17 protein-coding genes and 1 pseudogene are annotated in these 20,398 nt (G+C 57.9%); 7 read left to right on the top strand and 11 right to left on the bottom strand.

Features of this window, described 5'->3' with window-relative positions:
- Positions 1–114 precede the first annotated feature (114 nt).
- The 6 genes from MHM37_RS16250 (at position 115) to MHM37_RS16225 (ending at position 10,179) form a co-directional block, all read left to right on the top strand.
- On the top strand, positions 115–2,250 hold the full coding sequence (locus MHM37_RS16250; protein WP_239297318.1) for a TonB-dependent receptor: 2,136 nt from the start codon (positions 115–117) through the stop codon (positions 2,248–2,250).
- Positions 2,251–2,466: 216 nt separating this feature from the next.
- Positions 2,467–4,284, top strand: coding sequence for an IucA/IucC family protein (locus MHM37_RS16245; protein ID WP_239297319.1), 1,818 nt, complete (start codon positions 2,467–2,469; stop codon positions 4,282–4,284).
- Positions 4,277–5,545, top strand: a complete 1,269-nt coding sequence (locus MHM37_RS16240; protein ID WP_239297320.1) for a type III PLP-dependent enzyme — start codon at positions 4,277–4,279, stop codon at positions 5,543–5,545. The genes MHM37_RS16245 and MHM37_RS16240 overlap by 8 nt, the downstream gene beginning before the upstream one ends.
- A 35-nt stretch (positions 5,546–5,580) precedes the next feature.
- Positions 5,581–7,461 (top strand): IucA/IucC family protein, encoded by a 1,881-nt coding sequence (locus tag MHM37_RS16235; RefSeq protein ID WP_239297321.1) that lies wholly within the window; start codon positions 5,581–5,583, stop codon positions 7,459–7,461.
- The gene (locus tag MHM37_RS16230; RefSeq protein WP_153842631.1) at positions 7,455–8,228 is read left to right on the top strand and encodes an aldolase/citrate lyase family protein; all 774 of its coding nucleotides are present in this window, start codon (positions 7,455–7,457) and stop codon (positions 8,226–8,228) included. Before MHM37_RS16235 ends, MHM37_RS16230 begins: the two co-directional genes overlap by 7 nt.
- A 43-nt stretch (positions 8,229–8,271) precedes the next feature.
- Positions 8,272–10,179, top strand: a complete 1,908-nt coding sequence (locus MHM37_RS16225; protein WP_153842632.1) for an IucA/IucC family protein — start codon at positions 8,272–8,274, stop codon at positions 10,177–10,179.
- A gap of 53 nt (positions 10,180–10,232) precedes the next feature.
- Here the strand turns inward: MHM37_RS16225 and MHM37_RS16220 are convergent, their stop codons facing one another.
- The 9 genes from MHM37_RS16220 to sstT form a co-directional block, all read right to left on the bottom strand.
- A complete protein-coding gene (locus MHM37_RS16220; protein WP_139526566.1) occupies positions 10,233–10,856 on the bottom strand; it encodes an RraA family protein in 624 nt (207 codons plus the stop codon).
- Positions 10,857–10,884: 28 nt separating this feature from the next.
- Complete coding sequence (locus MHM37_RS16215) at positions 10,885–11,916, bottom strand: iron ABC transporter permease (protein ID WP_153842633.1); 1,032 nt, start codon at positions 11,914–11,916, stop codon at positions 10,885–10,887.
- Positions 11,913–12,917, bottom strand: a complete 1,005-nt coding sequence (locus MHM37_RS16210) for an iron ABC transporter permease (RefSeq protein WP_153842634.1) — start codon at positions 12,915–12,917, stop codon at positions 11,913–11,915. The genes MHM37_RS16215 and MHM37_RS16210 overlap by 4 nt, the downstream gene beginning before the upstream one ends.
- On the bottom strand, positions 12,907–13,887 hold the full coding sequence (locus MHM37_RS16205; protein WP_239297322.1) for an iron-siderophore ABC transporter substrate-binding protein: 981 nt from the start codon (positions 13,885–13,887) through the stop codon (positions 12,907–12,909). The genes MHM37_RS16210 and MHM37_RS16205 overlap by 11 nt, the downstream gene beginning before the upstream one ends.
- Positions 13,884–15,344 (bottom strand): DHA2 family efflux MFS transporter permease subunit, encoded by a 1,461-nt coding sequence (locus tag MHM37_RS16200; protein WP_239297323.1) that lies wholly within the window; start codon positions 15,342–15,344, stop codon positions 13,884–13,886. Before MHM37_RS16200 ends, MHM37_RS16205 begins: the two co-directional genes overlap by 4 nt.
- Positions 15,345–15,495: 151 nt before the next feature.
- Positions 15,496–15,831: an AzlD domain-containing protein gene (locus MHM37_RS16195; protein WP_153842636.1), complete on the bottom strand. Its 336-nt coding sequence runs from the start codon at positions 15,829–15,831 to the stop codon at positions 15,496–15,498.
- Complete coding sequence (locus MHM37_RS16190; RefSeq protein ID WP_239297325.1) at positions 15,828–16,568, bottom strand: AzlC family ABC transporter permease; 741 nt, start codon at positions 16,566–16,568, stop codon at positions 15,828–15,830. Before MHM37_RS16190 ends, MHM37_RS16195 begins: the two co-directional genes overlap by 4 nt.
- Positions 16,565–17,095 (bottom strand): XRE family transcriptional regulator, encoded by a 531-nt coding sequence (locus MHM37_RS16185; protein WP_139526572.1) that lies wholly within the window; start codon positions 17,093–17,095, stop codon positions 16,565–16,567. Before MHM37_RS16185 ends, MHM37_RS16190 begins: the two co-directional genes overlap by 4 nt.
- Positions 17,096–17,174: 79 nt before the next feature.
- On the bottom strand, positions 17,175–18,392 hold the full coding sequence (gene sstT, locus MHM37_RS16180) for a serine/threonine transporter SstT (RefSeq protein WP_239297327.1): 1,218 nt from the start codon (positions 18,390–18,392) through the stop codon (positions 17,175–17,177).
- Positions 18,393–18,627: 235 nt separating this feature from the next.
- Here sstT and MHM37_RS16175 point away from each other — a divergent pair, with 235 nt between their 5' ends.
- Positions 18,628–18,957 carry a hypothetical protein gene (locus MHM37_RS16175; RefSeq protein ID WP_239297329.1) on the top strand — a complete coding sequence of 110 codons (330 nt, stop codon included), beginning with the start codon at positions 18,628–18,630 and terminating at the stop codon, positions 18,955–18,957.
- A 74-nt stretch (positions 18,958–19,031) separates the two neighbouring features.
- On the opposite strand, the gene MHM37_RS16170 is transcribed toward MHM37_RS16175, so the two are convergent.
- Positions 19,032–19,343: a hypothetical protein gene (locus tag MHM37_RS16170; RefSeq protein WP_139526575.1), complete on the bottom strand. Its 312-nt coding sequence runs from the start codon at positions 19,341–19,343 to the stop codon at positions 19,032–19,034.
- A gap of 574 nt (positions 19,344–19,917) precedes the next feature.
- Positions 19,918–20,277, bottom strand: a pseudogene (locus tag MHM37_RS16165) (CDP-alcohol phosphatidyltransferase family protein); the annotation flags it as partial.
- Between the last annotated feature and the right edge of the window lie 121 nt (positions 20,278–20,398).

Below are 20,398 nucleotides of genomic sequence, written 5' to 3'. Positions count from 1 at the left end.
ATGGATAATATAATCATTATCATTTAGATGCGCATTGTCATTTCAGTGCGCGCTAACGTGATAGTCAACAAGGGCTCATCGACACGACGCAACACACAACGCAAGGGAGCAGACATGCAAACGATGAAACACGCCGCTTTCTGGCCAACGGTCACCTTGGCAGGATTAGTGGCGGCCACTCAGGCCAATGCCCAGCAAGAGGCAACTGACGTGGGGCAGGCGCTCAACGAGTCATCACCCACCATGGTCGTGACGGCGACGCGTAGCCGCAGCGAAGAGGGTCAAACCCCGCAGCGGGTGACAGTGATCACGCGTGAGCAGATCGAACAGCAGATCGCCATCACCGACGACCCTGGCCAGGTCTTGAGCAACTTGATTCCCTCCTTTTCACCTAGCCGTCAGAAGCTGTCCAACGCTGGGGAGACGCTGCGCGGGCGCGATGCGCTGTTCCTGATCGATGGCGTGCCTCAGTCCAATCCGCTGCGCGATAGCTCTCGTGATAGTTACACCATCGACCTCTCCATGGTCGAGCGGATTGAAGTGATTCACGGGGCCAGCGCCGAGCATGGCTTGGGGGCCACCGGCGGTTTGATCAACTTCGTCACCCGTCGGGCCGAAGGGGGCGGTATTAGCCAAAGCGCAGGCATTAGCGTCACCATTGACGACGACCTGCACTCGGAAGGCCTGGGCAACAAGCTCAACTATCGCATTAGCGGTCAGCAGGGCGACTGGGATTTCGTGGCCTCGGCCACCCGCCAGGAGCGGGGCGTGTTTTACGATGGCGGCGATCGCCGCGTGGGCATTGCCTACCCCGGCGAGTTGCAAAACTCCGAAAGTTACGACCTGTTCGGCAAGCTGGGCTACTGGATCGACGACAATCAGAATATCGAGCTGTCGCTCAATCATTTCGATTTGGAAGAGGGCGACGACTACGTGCCCGTGGTGGGCGACCGTGATGCAGGCATTCCCACTAGCGCCGAGCGGGGCACACCCGATGGCGCCCCGGGCTTCAATGAAGTGACCACGGCTCGCTTGGCCTACTCCCACGCGGATTGGTACGGCAACGCGGTCGATGCTCAGGTGTACCGCCAGCGCTTTCGGGCGCGCTTTGCCACCACACCATTCTTCCCTTACCTGGACGGCAACGGCAATACCCAGTACGACCAAACCCGTAACGAGTCCGATAAGCAGGGGGCCAAGTTCACCCTGAACCGCCAGGGTATGCTGGACGACCGGCTCGGTGTGACAGTGGGGCTCGACATCCTCGAGGATGAAACCCGCCAAATGCTGGTAGAGACCGGGCGCACCTACGTACCGGAAAGCCGCTACAGCAACATTGCGCCGTTCCTGCAGGGGCAGTTCAAGATCGCCGACCCGCTCACGCTGCATGCCGGGGTTCGCCATGAACATGCGGAGCTTGAAGTGGATGCCTACGAGACGATCGATCGTAGCAACGTCACTCAAGACAACGTCGCGGTAGGAGGCGGCAACCCCAGTTTCGATGAAACGCTCTATAACGTGGGGTTGACGTACCAAGCCACGGAGTGGGCGCAGCTGTACGCCAGTTACTCGGAAGGCTTTGGCATGCCGGACGTGGGCCGCGTGCTGCGGGGCATCAGCGAACCAGGCCAGGATGTCGATACGCTGCTCCAACTTCAGCCTATCGTCACCGATAACCGCGAGATTGGCGCGCGTTTCGACTGGGAGCGTTACGGCCTGGAAGTGAGCTACTACGAGTCGAACTCTGATTTTGGCCAGCGCTTGGCCGAGCAGAACGGTACGTGGGTGGGCAGTCGGGAAAAAACCGAAATCCAAGGGGTGGAAGTGACCGGCAACATGCAGGTCAATGACCAGCATGATCTGTCGCTCTCCTATGCCCATACCGAAGGTAAGTCGGACCAAGACGGCGATGGCAGCGTGGATACCAAACTCACCGGGATCAACATCGCGCCCGATACGCTCAAGTTGGGCTGGAGCGCCGTGTGGAACGACCGTCTCTCGACGCGCCTACAGGGCCGCTACTACTTCGACCGCAGCGTCGATAATCCGGCGCTCGACTTCGATGGCTACGGGTTGGTGGATGCCTCGCTGGCTTACCAGCTTCCCGCAGGGCAGCTATCGCTGGGTATCGAGAACCTGACCGACGAAGACTACCTCACTTATTACTCCCAAGCCGCTCGCATCAGCGATGAGTACTACTTCACCGGTCGTGGGCGCACGTTCACGGTGGGATATCAGCTGGATTTCTAAGGCTTCGGCGTCTTGTTTTTGTGCTGTCTAACGTCTGGCCACTCCTCGATGGAAGGGGTGGCTAGCCGTCAACCAACTGAACGTGCATGAAGGAAAATGTTTCGTTCAAGCAGTAACACAATAAAAACCGCGCGATGTGACTAGCCATGGATGCGTGGGTTTACCTATCGATAGGTAAGTAAACCTTTCAAAAGGATGACATTCTGCGGGGGCTATATGAGCTACGCACAGGAGCATCGCTCAGCGAGCGATATCAGTCAGTGTGCCTCGGTGCATGCGTTACTCAACTGTATTATCAAAGAAGTCGCCATACCTGAACGAAGATTAGCGTTTCAATGGCCGAGCCATCGTCGCGGGTTACCTGAGGCGCTGTCGGGTATTCCTCTTCTGATCGAGTGGTCAACCTCACTTCACTTATGGGTGATGGTCGACCGTCAGTCGACGGTAGGTAGCCAGTATTATCTTTCCGATGTTTACTTAAAGAGTAAAGACGACACGACGTGGATGGCCGCTAGTGCCGAGATGCTCATCAGCCGTCTGCTCAAACATCTGCCGCGAGTCGATGCCGGCATCAATCAGGAGTTGGCGCAGCAGGTTCGTCAGAGTCGTCAAGTGATGGCTGAGATTGTCAGACATGCTGCCAAGCAATCTAACCGGCAGCCGTTAGCCGACTATCCGAGCAGCGAGCAAGGGTTATGGTTTGGCCATCCGAATCATCCCACGCCCAAAGCACGCCAGTGGCCTGATGACTGCTTGGCTGATGGCATGCCTTCTTACGCCCCGGAATGTGGCGTCGCCACCTCGCTCTACCAGTTCTCCTTTCCCGCAGACGGGGTACGCGTTCAGGCCAACCGTGTTGAAGAAGAGGACGTCCTTTCCTACGTGGCAGACCAAGCGACCGCCGGGAGCGATGAACGCATCGTGCTGAGCATGCATCCGGTGCAAGCGGCCATGTTCAAACAATCGTCTGCCGTCCAAGCGCTGCTTCAGCGCAACGTGATCAGAGATCTTGGTCAAAGTGGTTTTAGCGCAGTGCCAACGGCCTCCATGCGCACGTGGTATATCGAAGGGCATCCCTGGTTCATCAAAGGATCGCTCAATGTGCGCATCACCAACTGCGTGCGTAAAAACGCGTGGTACGAGCTGGAAAGCACGCTGGTGATCGATCGCATCATGCATCAACTGGGTCGCTTGGAAGACCCTTCCTTGGCGACGCTATTCGTTGCCGAGGAGCCCGCCACGGTGCATTGGACGCCTAACGAGGGCAATGAGGAGCAGCAGCGCTGGTTCCGCGAACAAACGGGCATCATCTTGCGAGAAAATTTCTGCCGACGGTTTTCTCCTCAAGCCTGCTTATTGACGGGGACGCTGTTTGCGCGTGATACGACGCTGGTGCCTATGGTGCTCTCCTTCATTTCACGGGCGTATGAAGGCTCGCTCAGTACCAGTACCTTGCCTGAACAGAACCAAGTGAGAGCATGGTTTCAGGCCTATTTGAAGGCGCTGCTGCCACCGGTGCTGGGACTGTTCTTTCGGCACGGTATCGTCATGGAGCCGCACTTACAAAACTGCGTCTTGATTCATGAGGCTGGAACGCCCCAGAAAATGCTGTTACGTGACTTCGAGGGGGTCAAGTTGACCCGTGATAAGGGCACCGCCTGGTTGGCGGGTGAAGTCCTTCATCCTCGCGTCGAAGCCTCCATGATCTACAGCCGGGAGCAAGGTTGGAACCGAATCGCCTACTGCCTGTTCGTCAACCACATTGCGGAGGCTATTCTCGCGCTGAGCTGGCGACGTCCCGCGTTGGCGGATGTGTTATGGCAAGACACATCGACGGCGTTGCAGCATGTGCGTAGCCAGCTGGAGGTAGCCGCGCCAGAGCTCGATGCGCTATTGCAAGGCGGCGCGCTGCCCTGCAAGACCAACTTCAAATTACGGCTCATGGCTCAGGCTGATCGCCAGGCGCAGTATGTGTCTTTGCCCAACCCTTGGCACGCTCTTCGGGTCATGGGGCGGGAGGTGGCCTATGGCTGAGCCAAATGCGCTGCCACGTACGATCCTGTCAGCAATAGAGCGATATCGACAGCAGTGTAGCGAACCCATGGCCGCCTTTTTCTACGATCTGCCTGCCTTGGCCGCCCACGCGCGTGCCATGAAAGCGGCGCTGCCACTTGGAGTGGAGCTGTACTACGCCATCAAGGCGAATAGCGAGCCCGCCATCATCGATACCTTGGCCCCTATCGTGGATGGCCTAGAGTTATCTTCCGGTGGAGAAATCGAGCGCGCGTGTCGCAGTGCCACGCCACGGCCATGGGTGTTATCGGGGCCTGGCAAGCTGGATGCAGACATGCGGAGTGCCATCGAACGGGGCGTGGAGGCGTTTCATGTCGAAAGCCTCGGAGAAATTGCGCGTTTGCAGTCCATCGCTGCAGCGATGGGCCATACACAGCCCGTTCTTTTGCGTATCAACCCCCAATTACCGGCATCGTTTTCCAGTCGTTTGCGCATGGCTGGCACGGCGACACCGTTCGGTATCGACGAAGTACAGCTCCCCAAGGCCGTCAGCGCCGTGGATAGCGCGCCAAACCTAACGCTCTGCGGCTTTCACGTGCATGCCATGTCGCACCAAACAAGCGAGCAGCGCCATCAACAGTTAATCGCGTTCTACCTGGAGCGGTGGCCATCGTGGCGAAGCCTGGCACGTTATCCCGAGCAACTGACGCAGCTCAACGTAGGAGGCGGCATTGGGGTGAATTATCGCCAGCCTTCCCACCAGTTCGACTGGGCTAGTCTCTGCCACGCGCTTGGTCAACAGCTCGACACCCTGTCCGCACCCCCACGCGTTCGTTTCGAAATCGGACGCTATCTCTCTGCCTTTTGTGGCTACTACGTCATGGAAGTGCTGGATACCAAAGTCAGTCATGGTGAAGGGTTTTTAGTCTGTCGAGGGGGGACGCATCAATTCCGCTTACCTGCAGCGCAGGGGCACGATCATCCGATCATTCACTTACCCCGCGACCCAACGCTATCGAGCAACGGCGAACAGCGCGCTTGGACGATCGTGGGGCAGCTTTGCACCCCAAAAGATGTATTGAGCCGACACCAAGAGCTGCGTGGCGTCAGGGTGGGGGACTTATTGGTGCTGCCTTTGGCAGGCGCCTATGGCTACAACATTTCCCATGCGGACTTCCTTTGCCATCCCCGGCCAGCTCAGCACTTTGTGACGGACACCGCTGAAGTGCTGCCTTCTCGCGCTGGGCCTCGTCGCGTGCTGGCTGCGGGCTACTCAGGCTAATCGTTATCCATTTCTCTATGTTGTGTAGGTACTCCATGACGTCACAAGCAACTTGGCTGCCCACGCGGGCGGTCATCGAGAACACCGTTGTCTCCACACCCTTTTCTTCTTTGGATAGCTGGCGCCACTACCGCCGTATCGAGCAGCGTGTCATTGGTCAACTGCTGCAAACCCTGCTGTATGAGGATGTGCTGAGCTATACCGTCGTGCCAAACCCGGCCGCAACGCGGGCTGGAGCGTCACGATTTTCGATCACGTTGGGTAGCCGCTGTTATAGCGTTGATGGGTGGGTATGCCACAGCTTCCATTTGATCCGCCTGGACCATTCCACGCTCTCGGTGAGTGGCGTGCCGAACCAACCCGATACCGTCAGTTTGCAGTGCTTCATCACGGATCTCGAAGAGACGCTGGGGGAGGGAGCCATTCAGCCAGGCTTCGTCAACGAGTTGGTACAGACACTCATCAAAGACACCCAATCGGCCACGTATGCGCTAAGTGACACTGCATCGCCTCAAACGTTGGAGGCGGATGCATTAGAGCGCTATTTCACGGATGCCCATAGTTACCATCCTTGCTACAAGTCACGGCTGGGGTTCTCCTTACAGGATAATCAGCGCTACGGCCCTGAGTTTGCTCAACCGCTGCGTGTCATTTGGTTGGCAGTGCCCAACCAGTTGGCTCATGCAAGTGCGGTGGACGGAGAAACCTGCCTAGGCCGGGCCATGGAGGAGGCCGGGCCTGAGGTGCTGGCGAGGTTGGAGGACTATCTCGAACGCCAGCAGCGTCGGCGCGATGAGGTCGTGCTCATGCCCGTGCATCCATGGCAGTGGGAAAATGCTCTGGTCGAGGTGCTCTATCCCGAGCTTGCCAGTGGCGATATTGCCTTCCTAGGGGAGGGCGAAGCGGTTTATACCCCTCAGCAGTCGATACGTACCCTGGCTCCGGTAACGCGTCATCTGCCCTATCTCAAGCTGGCGATGAGTATCACGAATACGTCTAGCGCACGTATCTTGGCGCGCCATACCGTCACCAACGGCCCCCTCATCACGCAGTGGCTTCAGCGGCTGATCGAGACGAATGAGACCGCCTCCTCCGCGGGTTTCGTCCTATTGGGAGAGATCGCTGGCGTGGCCTTGGATGAGCGCGCATTTGCTGACAAGCGCTATGCAGAGGTGTATGGCAAGGTCGGGGCTATTTGGCGACAAAATATCCGCCAATATTTACATGAGGGCGAGCAAGCTGCCCCACTCAACGGGTTGAGCCAGCTTACTCGCACGTCGCAAGGGGAGCCCTCTGACCCATTCATCACCCCCTGGGTAGAGCGCTACGGGCTCGTTGCGTGGACGCGCCAACTGATCCGCGTCACGACGCTGCCGATCATCCATCTGCTGTTTGCGGAAGGTATCGGAATGGAGTCCCACGGGCAAAATATCGTCGTCATTCATCGTGATGGCTGGCCTACACGCGTTGCCCTCAAAGATTTTCATGACGGCGTACGTTTTAGCAAGGCGCAGCTCGCCCGGCCCGAGCTGGCACCCAAGCTCGAGCCGGTGCCTCCGCGCCATGCCGCGCTCAATCGCAACTCCTTTATCGTCACCGATGATCTAGCAGCGGTGCGTGACTACTCTTGCGATGCCTTTTTCTTCATTGCGCTTGGTGACATGGCCATTTTTTTGAAGCGCCACTTTGGCTTGGAGGAGACGCACTTTTGGGCCATGGCGGCAGAGGTCGTCAAAGAGTACCAGCGCGAGCATCCCCAGCACGCTGAGCGCTATCGCTGTTTTGACGTGTTTACTCCAGAGTGGGAGGTAGAGGCACTGACTCGTCGCCGTCTCTTTGGAGACGAGCAGCCCCAGGTCAAAAAGGTGCCCAACCCACTGGCCGCCTATGCACCTGAAGGAGCGCGCGTATGTTGAGAACGAATCAGCTAAAGCGTGCGCTGCTAGAGGGCAGGGAAGTCTACGGGGTGATGGCCTCCATGCCGACTGCTGCCTCGATTGAGTTGATCGGAGAAGCAGGCTTTGACTACGTGGTCATCGATACCGAGCACGTTCTGATCAACCCAGAAACCATCGAACACATGATCCGTACCGCAGAGAGCTATGGGATGACGCCACTGGTTCGAGTGGCGGATACGGACCCCAAACAGCTGCTGCGCCTGCTGGACGGCGGTGCGCAAGGCATCGTGTTGCCCAATGTGGCGTCGGCCGCGTCGTTAGCCGACGCGGTGGCTGCCTGTAAATACGCGCCTGAGGGAGCAAGAAGCCTCAACGCCGGTCGCCCTGGAGGGTTTGGTAAGTCCTCTCTCGCCGAGTACGTGGGGCAAGCCAACCAAGAAACGATGGTCGTTGCCATGATTGAAAGCCACCAAGGCGTGCAGCAAATCGAAGCGATTTGTGCCGTGCCTGGCTTGGATATGGTGCTGGAGGGTGCGGCGGATCTTTCCCAGTCCCTGGGGGTGACGTGGCAAACCGACCATCCAGACGTCGTCCAGTCGCTCGAGCATGTTCAGCAGACGGCCCAGGCATTCGGCATCCCTTATTGCGCCTTTCTCCGCCAATCCCGCGCTAAAGCGCGATGGCAGGCACGGGGTGTTCGCACCTTCATGCTGGGAGATGAACGAGGGATTGCGTTTCGCGCGCTGCAGAAGAGCCTTCACGAAGCTAAAGACGTTTCACACTGATCGATGTTTTCACGTTACTGATACCGTTTTGGAGGTTAGGCACATGACATCCGTTAATGCTCAGCACTATGCGCAACAGCAGATTCTGCAATGTTTGGTCGATGGGTGCTTGGTAGAAGGCTTGCTAGAGGGGCTCGATGCGCAGTGGAGCATCGTCGGTGACGACGAGAAAGCACTGACTGGCTTGTTTGGTGGTTTTACCCGTGATCCCGCGCAGCGTCTTTGGCGCTGGCCAGCAAAGCCGGGTTGGCATGTCGCGATGCTGCTTCAGCCTGGTATCACGCAGGCTTGGGAGAAAGTGCCGCAGACGCCGGTCGTGTTGGTCGACCATGCCGCAGGTCAGCATCACGCTTTGTCACCTGAGGCCTTCATGCATTACCTCTTTGCTAACGGAGGCGGGGATGACGCAGCCCTAACCCAGGGGCAGGAAGTATTTTTGCAGGCGCTCTCCGATACGCTTTGGCAAGCGACCAGCTCGGTGAAGCATCAGGTAAGAACGGCGGGTTTGCCAGCGCTTGCCACGGCTGATCATTTTGCTGTGATGGAGCAGTGGGCATCGCTGTTGGATCGCCCTTATCACCCCACGGCGAAAGCCAAGCAGGGGTTGAATAATCAGGAGTATCACGCCTATATGGCGGAGTTCAATCTGCCTATCGAACTCCGTTGGGTCGCCATCGACAATAACGCTTTGCTCAGTGGTGACGGTGTCAACGAAGAAACGCCGCTGCCAGTGCGCTGGCTCGCCAGCGAGACCAGCGCTGGGATGTTGGAGCAGGAGATGGTCGAGCGAGGCCTAGCGCATACGCATACCGCCATTCCGGTACATCCGTGGCAGTACGAGCATGCGTTGCCCCATTGGTTGCAAGACGCCTTTGAAGCCGGTGCCTGCGTGTCACTCACGACCGTCACGGAACCCTGGCTAGCCACCTCCTCGTTACGGTCGCTTGCGCCCACCACGGCCAGTCCGCACTTTCTCAAACTGCCCATGGCCATTTACTCTCTGGGGGCTTCTCGCTATTTACCGGCCGTGAAAATGATCAATGGCGATCTCAGTGCCCGCTTGCTGCAGCAGGCCAAGGCACGCGACGCTCGATTAGCGCAAGGCCTCTATCTATGTGATGAAAGCAAGTGGTGGGCGTATATGCCGCAAGGGGCAACGCTCTTTGATGAAGCGCCTCGTCACCTGTCGGCCATGGTGCGTAGCTACCCCTCTGAGTTACTGGAAGACGATACCGTGCGTTTGGTGCCCATGGCCACGCTGGGAACGCCACTACCGGGTGGTGAGCACCATGTGTTCGATGACTGGTTAGCCGAGCGGGAGTGGCCTGCGAGTGCATCATCCGTGACAGCCCTCTTCGGCGAGCTGTGCGACCGCTTCTTCGAGATCAACCTACGCCTGTTTCGGTTGGGGATGCTGGCAGAAGTCCATGGGCAGAATGCGGTCATGGTCTTTAAATCAGGCCGGTGTCACGGCGTGCTGTTACGCGATCATGACTCGCTGCGTATCTGCGTTGAGCGGTTGGAACAGCATGGGATGCAGGACCCGTGCTACCGCATCAAGCAAGGTCACTCCAATACCCTTTACCACGATAGCCTGGAAGCCCTGCTGTTTTGGCTGCAAACCCTTGCCATTCAAGTCAATCTACGCGCCATCATCGACGCGCTGGTAGGCTACTACGGAGTCTCGGCGCACACTCTATGGGAGACGTTGGCGATACGGTTGAGAGCCCAGCTGAACGAGGTTGCTTTTGACCAACATGACCGGGATAGACTGCTAAAGCAGTTGTTCGAACAGGAGCAGTGGCCCTATAAACGCCTGATTTCACCCATCATCGAGCGAGCGGGGGGGCCAGGCAGTATGCCCTTCGGCACCAGCGCAACCTGTAATCCGCTTCGCCAAGTTATCGTTTCGAAGCAGCAACGCCACCAGGAAGCGGTCACGGAGCACTGAGTCAAAAGCCGCCTAGTAGATCTGCTAGGCGGCTATTCAATCAACATGCCGAATTAGCAAAACCAAGCGGGATGGTTTGCTTTCAGCGCTCGCCGCTTCTCGTCCTCCTGCGTCTGCTTTTCCTCTGCAGCACTCGCTAGCGCCTCTGCGCGGTGAGGAGGCACCACGAAGAGCCCATCGTCATCTCCAATGACCAGATCCCCTGGGGTTATGACACACCCCTCGATTGTGACGGGCGTATTGATTTCACCCTCTAGCGAGAGTGCCCGGGTGGTTAACGGGCTTGTTCCCCGTGCAAAGGTGGGGAGCGGCAGCTGAGAAAGATAGGCCCAGTCGGTGACCGGTCCATTCGTCACCACGCCCGCCAAGCTCTTTTGTAAGGCGGCGTAAGCGCGAAACTCCCCCCAGCAGGCACGTTGAACATCGCTGCCGACGTCGATCACCAGCACGTCGCCTGGGCGTGCCATGATCAGCGCCTCACGGATGATGCTGCCATCCACATGGGGAATGCGTACCGTGAGGGCCGTGCCTAAAAGCCGAACAGGGCGCTTGAGTGGCAGAAGGGTCGCGATGGCTCCGATATCGGTAAAATGTCCGAGTGTCGAGGTGGCAATGTCCTCGAATCGTTGCCGCTGCTGGGGGGTGATGTTTTCTTGACGGGGAAGGACATGGAACATGGGACTCTCTTTGTTTACCTCGAGCGCGCTAATAGCGCGTGCGGTGAAGTAAATAAACGAAGAAGGGCGCGCCGATGCCGGCCACGAAAATGCCTGCGGGCAGGTCTTTGGGAAGAAAAGCGACCCGGCCTAGCAAATCGGCATATAGGACGATCAGTGCCCCGACCAGCGCCGATACGGGAAGGAGGCGTGCCATATGGCGTCCCACGAATTTAGACGCGATATGCGGCGCTATTAAGCCCACGAAACTGATGGCCCCTGCATAGGCCACCGCAGCGCCTGCCAACACCACAGCGCAGGCCAGTAGGATGACTCGGCTACGTATCACCGCGACGCCTAGCCCTTGTGCCACCTGATCCCCCAGCGCCATGGCATCTGCATGGCGGGCGAAGGCCAAACATACCGGTGTGGTCACCACCAGCCACGGCAGTAAGCCATAGACGTCCCGCCACTGGGCTGCATACAAACTGCCGGTGAGCCAGACGTAGGCCGACATGGCCGCAGCGTCGCTGCTAATGACGATTAAAAGCGTGGTGCCTGCGCCCATGGCCGCGGCCAAACCAATGCCCACGAGTACCATACGTGACGGGTGCAGCCCATTTTTCCAAGCGAGTGTAAAGACCAGCAAGGTCGATACCAGGGCACCCAACATGGCAAAGAGTGGCAGCCAATGAATGCTAAAGATGCTGCTAAGCAGTGCTAAAAATAGAACCGCCGCAAGGGCGGCACCGCTCGTGATGCCGATGACGTCAGGAGACGCCAGGGGATTACGCACGATACCCTGCAAGAGAGCACCTGCCATCGCCAAGGCGCTACCCACCAAGATTGCCAGCACGATTCTCGGTAGGCGTAACTCCCAAACGATAAACGCAATGTCGCTACTTTGCGGCGCTGCTAACGCCTTCACAACGTCCACGAACGCGGTAGGAAAGCTCCCCAAGCTCAGCGATACGCCCGCGCTGGCAAACAGCAAAACGGCCAAACTGACGACCGTGAGCAGCGACCGATCGTCATGGCGCTGTTCAGAAGAGATAAAGGAGCGTGAAATATGCGATGTCATTGGGCTGCCATGTTGCGTCGCGCCAGATAAATGAAGAAAGGCGTCCCTAGCAAAGCGGTCATCACGCCTACAGGGATCTCCTGGGGAGCAATTAAAAATCGCGACGCCACATCTGCCAGCAATAGAAGGCTGGCGCCCAGTAGCGCGCAGGCGGGCAACAGCCAGCGGTGATCGATACCAAACAGACTCCTCGCCATGTGAGGAACGATCAACCCTACGAACCCGATCATCCCCGACAAGGCCACGGAACTACCCGCCAATACGATCACGACGAGCCCAAGCAGCAGTTTGATCGTGGTGGCCTGTAACCCCAGACCTGTTGCCATGTCATCGCCTAACAAGAGCGCATTGGCATGACGGACCAGCAGGGTGCAGAGAAGGAGCGCTGCGCCAAATAGCGGTAATAAAGGAGCCACCAGCGCAAGTTCTCGCCCGGATACCGAGCCTGCCAGCCAGTAGAGCACGCTTTCGAAGCTTTGCTGATCGATCACCAGGAGCCCCTGGCTAAAGGCGACGAACATGGCCGTCACGGCCACCCCGGCCAGTACGACGCGCAGCGGCGATAGCTCACCGCGTCGTCCTCTACTGAGCAGAATGACTAAGAGCGCCGCCACCGATGCACCGAAAAGCGCCGCCCAGACATAGTGGGCAGGCGCTGAAAGCGGCAGTAAAGACACGGCCACCACGACAAAAAACATGGCCCCCGCGTTGATGCCTAGGATGCTAGGTGAGGCCAGCGGGTTGCGTGTGATGGTTTGTATCAGAGCCCCGGCAATGGCGAGGCTCGCACCCACTAACGCTGCGATGATCGCCCGCGGTAGACGCTCGGTGATGAGGATGATGTGTGCGACATTGCCGGGATCATAGTGATGTAAGGTTGACCACAGCGCGTGCCACGCAATATCGCTCGTTCCTGATAGCGTGCTGGTTAAAAATGCGCTCCAGGTCACCATCACCCCAAACAGCAGCCCGAGACTTTTAGCGAGGTGGCTATCTAGCATCCTGCGTCTCCTGGCGGCTAGCAAGCGCATCACCTTGCTCGATGCCTTCAAGACCATAGTGGCGATACAGGTCATCGAGCATGGCATTGGCGGCGAGTATACCGCCGCCCATCATCCAGTTGACGGGGTCGACTTCGAATACCCGCTGATGTTCGACGGCCTCTAGCTGCTGCCACAAAGGGTGGGACGACCAGTGCTGGTAGTTATCGAGAATGGCGGGGTCCGGCTCCAGCAGCACGAAAATGACATCGGCATCCAACATAGGGATGTTCTCCGTGCTGGAAAGCTTCATGCCCCACCCGTGCGTGTTCAAGGTGTCGGGTTGTTCGAACCCTAGCTCGTCGAGAATATAGCCTGCAAAGCCGCCCGAGTAGATACGCAGGTGATCACTTTTGAAGCGGATCACCGCGACTTTTTGCGGCCACGCGTCTCCGAGCGCGTCTGCTATCTGTCGGTGAAAGTCGTCGACACGTGTCGCCCAATCGCGCAGTAACGCATTGGCTGCTTCCTCGCGACCTGTGGCATCAGCCACCAGGGTCAGCGTCTCTTTGAAGTCATAAACGTTATCGGCCGTGGCAGTGGGGGCAATGGCTGTCAGCAACGGCCGTATTCTCTGATGACGAAAATCCGTGGCCACGATGACATCAGGGTTCAGCCAAGCGATTTTTTCCAAGTTTGGCTGTGTTTCCAGGCCCACGTGCGGCACGTCGTTTAATTCGTCGCGCAGGTAGCGATACATGGGTTTTTCCAACCATGAGTCCACCACGCCAATGGGAGTGATCCCCAAGGCGACGGCGCTATCGGTGGCTCCTTGGTAAAGCGTTACGACGCGTTCAACGGAGGATGTTTGGCTCCTAAGGGGTTGGGCGGCACAGGTAGCGCCCATCAAGCTCACGACGAAGGCAATGCTCAGCAGCGTTTTGCCCCATGAAGGTCGCCAGGTGATTCGGTGCGTTTGAAAGGGGGTCATTTGGCTCTTCCTTGAAGCGACGTTTGCGGCTGGCCGTTTGAGGAGGAAGGTATCGCCATGTTCAACGAGGCACCTGTGCGCCCCAACATCCACGCCAAAGGGAGACAGGCCAGCGCGATACCCGCCAAGACAAGAAAGGACACGTGCAGGGCAGAGGCGCTGGCCTCGGAGTAGGCGATGCCCAGGTCCAGGGATGCTCGTACACTCATGTCGTAGTAGACCGATAGGGCGACCACTCCGAGTGAGGAGACGAGTCGACGCGCCATGTTGTTCATGGCCGAGGCCTGGGCCACCTGCTGCTCAGGAAGATCTTTCATGCCCACCGTGGTCGCTGGTAAGTAAGCGAACCCCAACCCCATGCCGCGAAGCCCCATCCAGGCTGCAATGATCCAAACGGAGGTAGCCGCGCTCAGCGTGCCGAGGCCTATCAAGCTGATGACCGTGGCAATCAGGCCTAAACCAATACACCATTGAGGGGGTGCCCGGTCGATACAGCGGCCTGCAATGGGCGAACAGGCAGCGGCAGCCAGCGCAGTGGCTAGAAACACGAGGCCTGTCGTCAGCGGGCTAAAGCCCAGCGTGTTCTGCATCCACAGAGGGATTAACAAGATGCATCCAAACAGGATGATCGATTGCAAACAGGCGAGCAGCACGCTGTAGCGAAAGCGAGGGTGGTGAAACAGTGACAGGTCGAGTAGCGGCTGAGCCTGCTGTCGCTCGACGCGTATGAACAGCGTTAACGCGATGGCACCTAGCAGGAGCGGTACGAGAGTAGCGGGACGCAACAGGTCTGATAACGTTTCAACGCCGTTGAGAGACAGCAGTACGCCCCCGATACCCAGCGTGATGAGACAAAAGCCCGGTAAGTCAAACTGGCGTCGAGGCGGCCGCGAGTCGGCGGATAAATAACGATAGCCGCATATCAGCCCTAGGATCGCGAAGGGCATATTCATCAAAAACAGGGCGCGCCACTGGCTGACCTCCAGCAGTAGCCCTCCCACCGCCGGTCCGATGGCGGGCGCCATCATCACGGCAAAGCCCCACACACCGCTGGCCCGTCCCCGCTGTTCGCGCGGGTAAGCAGAAAAAATCAACGACAGAGACAGCGGAATCATCAAGCCAGCGGCGATTCCTTGCACGCCTCGGGCTACGATGATGCCATTGAGATGTGGCGCAAAGGCACCCAGCCCCGAGCCGGCCAAAAAACCGCACAGGCCCACGAGGTAAACCGTTTTTCGCCCCCATCTGCCCGCTAAATAGCCCGTTAGCGGCATTGTCATCGCCATGGCAATCATAAAGATGGTCACCACCCAGCTGACCTGGGTGGCGCTAGCGTTAAACGTCACCATGAGGTCAGCGACGGCTAGGTTAAGAGCGCTGTTATTGAGGCTGACGGTAAAGGTGCCCAGTAGCACGCTGATCAGCACTTTTTTGCCGTTGGAGGTCGCGTTCGGCATGAAACCCGCTTTCTGAGATGTCATGGGGATATGGCAAAGCAGACGTGCTGCTATGACGCCTTAGCCAGAGGGGGATGATGCCATGTTAAAGGTATTTAATGCAAATAGTTATCAGTTGTGATTGGGCGGGGGTGCGTCAGTCGCCGCGCTCTCAAAGGAGAGCAGCCGCTACCTCTACTGCACCAAACATCGCCACCCCGGCGGCCACCGGCCAGCCCAGTGAGCGCAGCCGTCGCCACACCAATAGCGTGACGCCAAGGCCTATCGCTGTGGCGAGCCAAGAGATGGCGTTGGGGTTGACCGGTACGATCGAGACGCCCAACACGGCGGCAATCATCATCGGGCCCAGAATCACCAGCCATTGGGGCATGGCATTCATGCCCGCTGCGCTACCAAGACGGCGCTGCATCCATAAAAAGGGCACCACTCGCATCAGCAACGTGCCGAGTGCGCAGATAATGACGGCGATCCACATGGTGCTGCTCATGGGCGGCTCCTCCGTGGTTGGAACGTGACCGTATAAAAGCACAGCGCGCCGCAGGCGGCGGCCAGCGGAATCGCGACATTGCTCCACCCGGCCAAGTTCAAGGCCAGCGCGGCAAGGATGGTACACAGCACGGCGGCGGCCCAGCGCTGGTCGGTAAAGCGCGGTGCCACCATGGTAAGAAATAGGGCTGGAAGGGCGAAGGGCATGATCTCCCCCAGCAGCGGCCAGCGGGCGGTGACCGCCTCGCCGCCGGACGCGCCGACGATGGTACCGATGATCCACACCGCCCACGCCAGCAGCGAGGCACCCACGAACCAACTGAACCGCTTGACTTCCGGTAGCTGGGGTAGCCGTGTGAGTGCCAAGGCAAAGACTTGGTCGGTCAGGCCGTGCATCAACCAAGGCCAGTGGCGGCTGCGGGGCAGCAGCGCGGCCAAATTGGGGCCGTACACCACGTGGCGCACGTTGATGAGCAGCGTCATGATGACCACCAGCCACAGCGGTGCGCCCGCGGCAATCATGCCCACGAACAGAAACTGCGACGCACCCGCATAGATCAGTGCTGAAATGGCGGCGGCTTCCCAGGTGGTAAAACCGGCCTGCGTCGCGACCAAACCAAACGAGAGCGCGACTGGAATATAGCCGCCTAGTAGCGGAATGGCTTCACGCACACCCTGTAAGGCAGAGCGCAGCGATGAGTGCTGGGCGTTAACGGTGTGATCGGCTGGCTGGCTCATGAGCGGGTGCCCTCTAGCCCGTAGGTGACGGTGAGCAGCAGAGTGGCTTCTGCCGCCTGAGTGCGGTAAAGGTGTGGCTGATCGGCGGGGAAAGTGACGCTATCGCCGGGAGCGAGCGAGAGCGTTGCGCCTTCTGGTCCGGCTTCCAAATAGCCGCTGATCAGCGTCAGCGTCTCTTGGGTGCCCGGTGTGTGGGCCTCGGCGTGGCGCAGGGTGTGGGGCGCGCAGCGCATCCAGTAGGCATCTACCTGTGGTGCGCCTTTACCTTGGTCAATCAATTGTACCTGCACGCCATCCTCGCCGAGCGGCACGCTAATCGGTGCAACTAGGGTGCCAAACGGAACGTTGAGTTGGACGGCCAGCCGCCAGATCGTGTCGAGCGTCGGGTTGCCATTGCCTTGCTCTAAGCGGCATAGGTTGGATTTCGCGATGCCCGCCGCGTTGGCAAGTTGCGAGAGCGATAAATCCTGCGCTTTACGAAGCGCTTGGAGGTGTTGGCCTAGCGTAACAAGAGAGTGCTCGTCCATGGACGTCCTCGCTGTTCCTTTTATAGAACGTTCTATATAAGGAACAGCGATCTGTCAATCGACGAGCCACAAAGGAGCGTTAATCAGGCTTGCGCGCTCGACAGGCGGCGGCGGTAAACAGCACATCGGTGGAGGAGTTGAGCGCCGTTTCGGTAGAGTCTTGCACCACGCTAATCACAAAGCCAATGGCGACGGCCTGCATGGCCACTTCGGTCGGAATGCCGAACAGGCTGGCGGCCATGGGAATCAGCATCAACGAACCGCCCGCCACGCCAGACACGCCGCAGGCCGCCAGAGCCGATACGATGCAGAGCAGCAGCGCGGTGGGGAAGTCCACGCTAATTCCCAGGGTGTGCGTAGTCGCCAGCGTAATCACGGTAATGGTGATCGCCGCCCCGCACATATTGATGGTGGCACCTAACGGAATGGAGATCGCGTAGGTGTCGGCATCCAGGTCCAAACGGCGGCAAAGTTCCAGGTTGACCGGAATGTTGGCCGCCGAGCTGCGAGTGAAAAACGCCGTAATGGCGCTGCCCCGTAGGCAGGCAAACACCAGCGGGTAAGGATTTTGGCGGGTAGCCAAGTAGACCAATAGCGGGTTACTTACTAGCGCAACGACCAGCATACAGCCAACGATCACCCCCAATAGCTGGGCGTAGTTCAGCAGTGCCTGAACGCCAGACTCCGCGAGTGTACCGGCCACTAAGCCGAAAATACCCAGGGGGGCCAAGCGAATCACCAGGGTGACGATACGCGTAATCGCCGCCGATAAATCGCTCAGCGCTTGGCGAGTCGTGTCGCTGGCCTGGCGAAGTGTCAACCCCAAACCAATGGCCCAGGCTAGAATGGCGATGAAATTGGCGTCCATCAGAGCCGTCACAGGGTTCGCCACCGCGTTGAGTAGTAAGTCACGCAGCACGGTAAAAATATCGCTTGGCGGGTTGCCGTCGACTTGTCCCGCATCCAAGGCCAGCTCCGTGGGAAGTGCGAAGCTTGCGGCTACGGCAATCAACGCGGCAATCAGCGTACCTGCGACGTAGAGTAAGAGCACCGAGCGAATATGGGTCGGCTGGCCCGCCTGATGGGCGGCAATGGCCGCCGCCACCAGTACGAAGACCAAAATAGGTGCCACGGCCTGCAGCGCGGCAATGAAAAGCTGCCCGAGAAGCGCTACATCGCTGGCTATGTCGGGTACTAGTAGGGCCAACAGCACCCCAGCGACAATACCGATGACGATTTGAGGAATAAGCCCCAGCCGTAACAAGGGTCGAAAAACGGTGGTAGCGGTGGCAAACATTGCGTGACTCTCAGGTAGTAAAAGGGGGTAAGCGATGCGGCAGTAACCGCTACCGCGCCTGAAAGGGGCAGCATTCTATCAGTTGAGGGCTTCTCTGGGGTGGGTGTGCCAAAAATCGGCACCCGCTGTCACAGAGATGAGCGCCAGACTATACTTCGCTTGCTGCGGGGCATCATCGCAGCGTGGCTTTAGTGCTACTTCCCGCCTATCACAAAAGAAGAAGAAGGAACGTTTCATGCGTATGAAAGTGTTGTTTGCTGCACTGCTGATGCTGTGCAGCTCGTCGCTCGTCATGGCGGCCGACTACTACGTCGATATCACCAACCGTACTGGCTACACCATTTACTATATGTACGTGAGCCCGGCGGATTCGAAAAGTTGGGAGGAGGACGTGCTGGGCAGCGACGTGTTGATGAATGGGGATACCCAGCGCGTGACGCTAACGGGGTATAAAAGTCCCTTATTCGATATTCGCTTGGTCGACGAGGACGATGACAGCTATACCTTCTGGAACGTCGATGTTTCTACCCAAGATATCGTGGTGACGCTAGAGCATTTAGACTAATCATAAAAACGGCCTGCCACTCGAAGAGCGGCAGGCCGTTCGCATCGCTCGTTAGGGACGAGCGTTCAAACACTTCAAGCAGCGGCGCTGGCTTGTGCCACGGAGGCGCGGTTGGCTGCTGACAAGGCGTTAGCCGTTTGATCGACGCTGAAACGTGCCATGTCGGCATAAGCCTGTTCGGTAAGGGCGAGCACATCGGGAGAAGCGCCCCATTTCAACAACATGTCATCAATATGGCGCTCAGCCGCCTCAAACTGGCCACAATGGCTCAGCAGTTTGGCAATGGTGTAGTCACACTGCGGTGTATCGAACATCTCTTCCTTGATTTCTTGAATGGCCAGTTCAAGGCCCGCCTGCGAGATATCGACCAGAGAATGGGTATGCATGCCACGACTCCTTGTGAATGCCATTGGCTGCTCGAAATAGCAGCGTAAGTGTCGAAACGCTATTTGTACGCGTCTTGTACTCTTCGAGAGTAATACAGAGATTGGTGAGAATCAATCACCGTTTTCGACTGTCTGCAAAAATTCACATGGATCAAAAGCCATAAAAAATCCCCACATTTTGTGTGGGGATTTTCGCTGTGATGGAGCGCTCAGCATCTATCATTAGAGCGTCATAGTGGCTAGCAAAGTGACCAAACAGCCTGTGAAGAATGACACGGTGGCAACGGTCACTACGTCAGGTTGTTTTGCTTTTGCACGACTATGCTTTTGTTCCATAAGAAATTTCTCAAGATGCTCTCGGCTGCCAGGCTGGGTGCCCTGGTAGATGTGTTGACGGATCATGCAACCTCCCAAACGGTCGGTAATGTGGTCGATCCCCCCTCAGAGAGTACAGCTGCGCCAAGTTTCATGCCCTGACGAGCGCGATGAACTCATACCCACATCATAGACCAGCGGTACCGAAAAGGAGTTCATAAAAGCTATACAAAATGTTAACGATGATGACATGATCGGGTCATGAACGCAGTGTCCAGTAGCCACCCCAGAGCCGCGTGATGGTGGTGATCAAGCACGCAGCAGCGAACAGGCAAGCCAACAAGGGAAACGCCGTGGGGAACAAACAGAACAACACGAACGCCGCGACCGTTTCGGTGCCCTCGGTCAAGCCTTCTAAATAGTAAAAGGCTTTTTTAGGAAAGTTAGGCCGTTCTATCTGCCGGGCCTTGGCGGCGATGGCGAAGGCCAAAAATGATGTGCCGGTGCCAATGAACGCAAAGAGCAGCAGCGCAGCAGGCAGTGCATTCTGCGCAGGGTCTGCCAGCGCAAAGCCGAGCACTACCGACGCATAAAAGACAAAATCAAGCCCAATGTCTAGCCCGGATTTCTCATAGCACCTCAGCAAGTATCTTACCCAAGACGTAATGCTACTAAAAACCTATTGGCACGGTTTAAACTGCCTACTTTTTAACCACTTCCCGTCGTTCAGACACACTTCC

The sequence above is a fragment of the Halomonas sp. MMH1-48 genome, from assembly GCF_022348105.1.
GTDB classification, from domain to species: domain Bacteria; phylum Pseudomonadota; class Gammaproteobacteria; order Pseudomonadales; family Halomonadaceae; genus Vreelandella; species Vreelandella piezotolerans.
The sequence above is the reverse complement of the archived record's forward strand: the minus strand, read 5'-3'. Positions and strand labels throughout refer to the sequence as shown.

Coding starts and splice junctions, on each gene's coding strand:
- MHM37_RS16215 (WP_153842633.1), bottom strand. CDS start 11,916: ATGACATCGCATATTTCACGCTCCTTTATCTCTTCTGAACAGCGCCAT.
- MHM37_RS16175 (WP_239297329.1), top strand. CDS start 18,628: ATGCGTATGAAAGTGTTGTTTGCTGCACTGCTGATGCTGTGCAGCTCG.
- MHM37_RS16220 (WP_139526566.1), bottom strand. CDS start 10,856: ATGTTCCATGTCCTTCCCCGTCAAGAAAACATCACCCCCCAGCAGCGG.
- MHM37_RS16205 (WP_239297322.1), bottom strand. CDS start 13,887: ATGACCCCCTTTCAAACGCACCGAATCACCTGGCGACCTTCATGGGGC.
- MHM37_RS16250 (WP_239297318.1), top strand. CDS start 115: ATGCAAACGATGAAACACGCCGCTTTCTGGCCAACGGTCACCTTGGCA.
- MHM37_RS16230 (WP_153842631.1), top strand. CDS start 7,455: ATGTTGAGAACGAATCAGCTAAAGCGTGCGCTGCTAGAGGGCAGGGAA.
- MHM37_RS16170 (WP_139526575.1), bottom strand. CDS start 19,343: ATGCATACCCATTCTCTGGTCGATATCTCGCAGGCGGGCCTTGAACTG.
- MHM37_RS16185 (WP_139526572.1), bottom strand. CDS start 17,095: ATGGACGAGCACTCTCTTGTTACGCTAGGCCAACACCTCCAAGCGCTT.
- MHM37_RS16225 (WP_153842632.1), top strand. CDS start 8,272: ATGACATCCGTTAATGCTCAGCACTATGCGCAACAGCAGATTCTGCAA.
- MHM37_RS16240 (WP_239297320.1), top strand. CDS start 4,277: ATGGCTGAGCCAAATGCGCTGCCACGTACGATCCTGTCAGCAATAGAG.
- MHM37_RS16190 (WP_239297325.1), bottom strand. CDS start 16,568: ATGAGCCAGCCAGCCGATCACACCGTTAACGCCCAGCACTCATCGCTG.
- MHM37_RS16210 (WP_153842634.1), bottom strand. CDS start 12,917: ATGCTAGATAGCCACCTCGCTAAAAGTCTCGGGCTGCTGTTTGGGGTG.
- MHM37_RS16235 (WP_239297321.1), top strand. CDS start 5,581: ATGACGTCACAAGCAACTTGGCTGCCCACGCGGGCGGTCATCGAGAAC.
- sstT (WP_239297327.1), bottom strand. CDS start 18,392: ATGTTTGCCACCGCTACCACCGTTTTTCGACCCTTGTTACGGCTGGGG.
- MHM37_RS16200 (WP_239297323.1), bottom strand. CDS start 15,344: ATGCCGAACGCGACCTCCAACGGCAAAAAAGTGCTGATCAGCGTGCTA.
- MHM37_RS16245 (WP_239297319.1), top strand. CDS start 2,467: ATGAGCTACGCACAGGAGCATCGCTCAGCGAGCGATATCAGTCAGTGT.
- MHM37_RS16195 (WP_153842636.1), bottom strand. CDS start 15,831: ATGAGCAGCACCATGTGGATCGCCGTCATTATCTGCGCACTCGGCACG.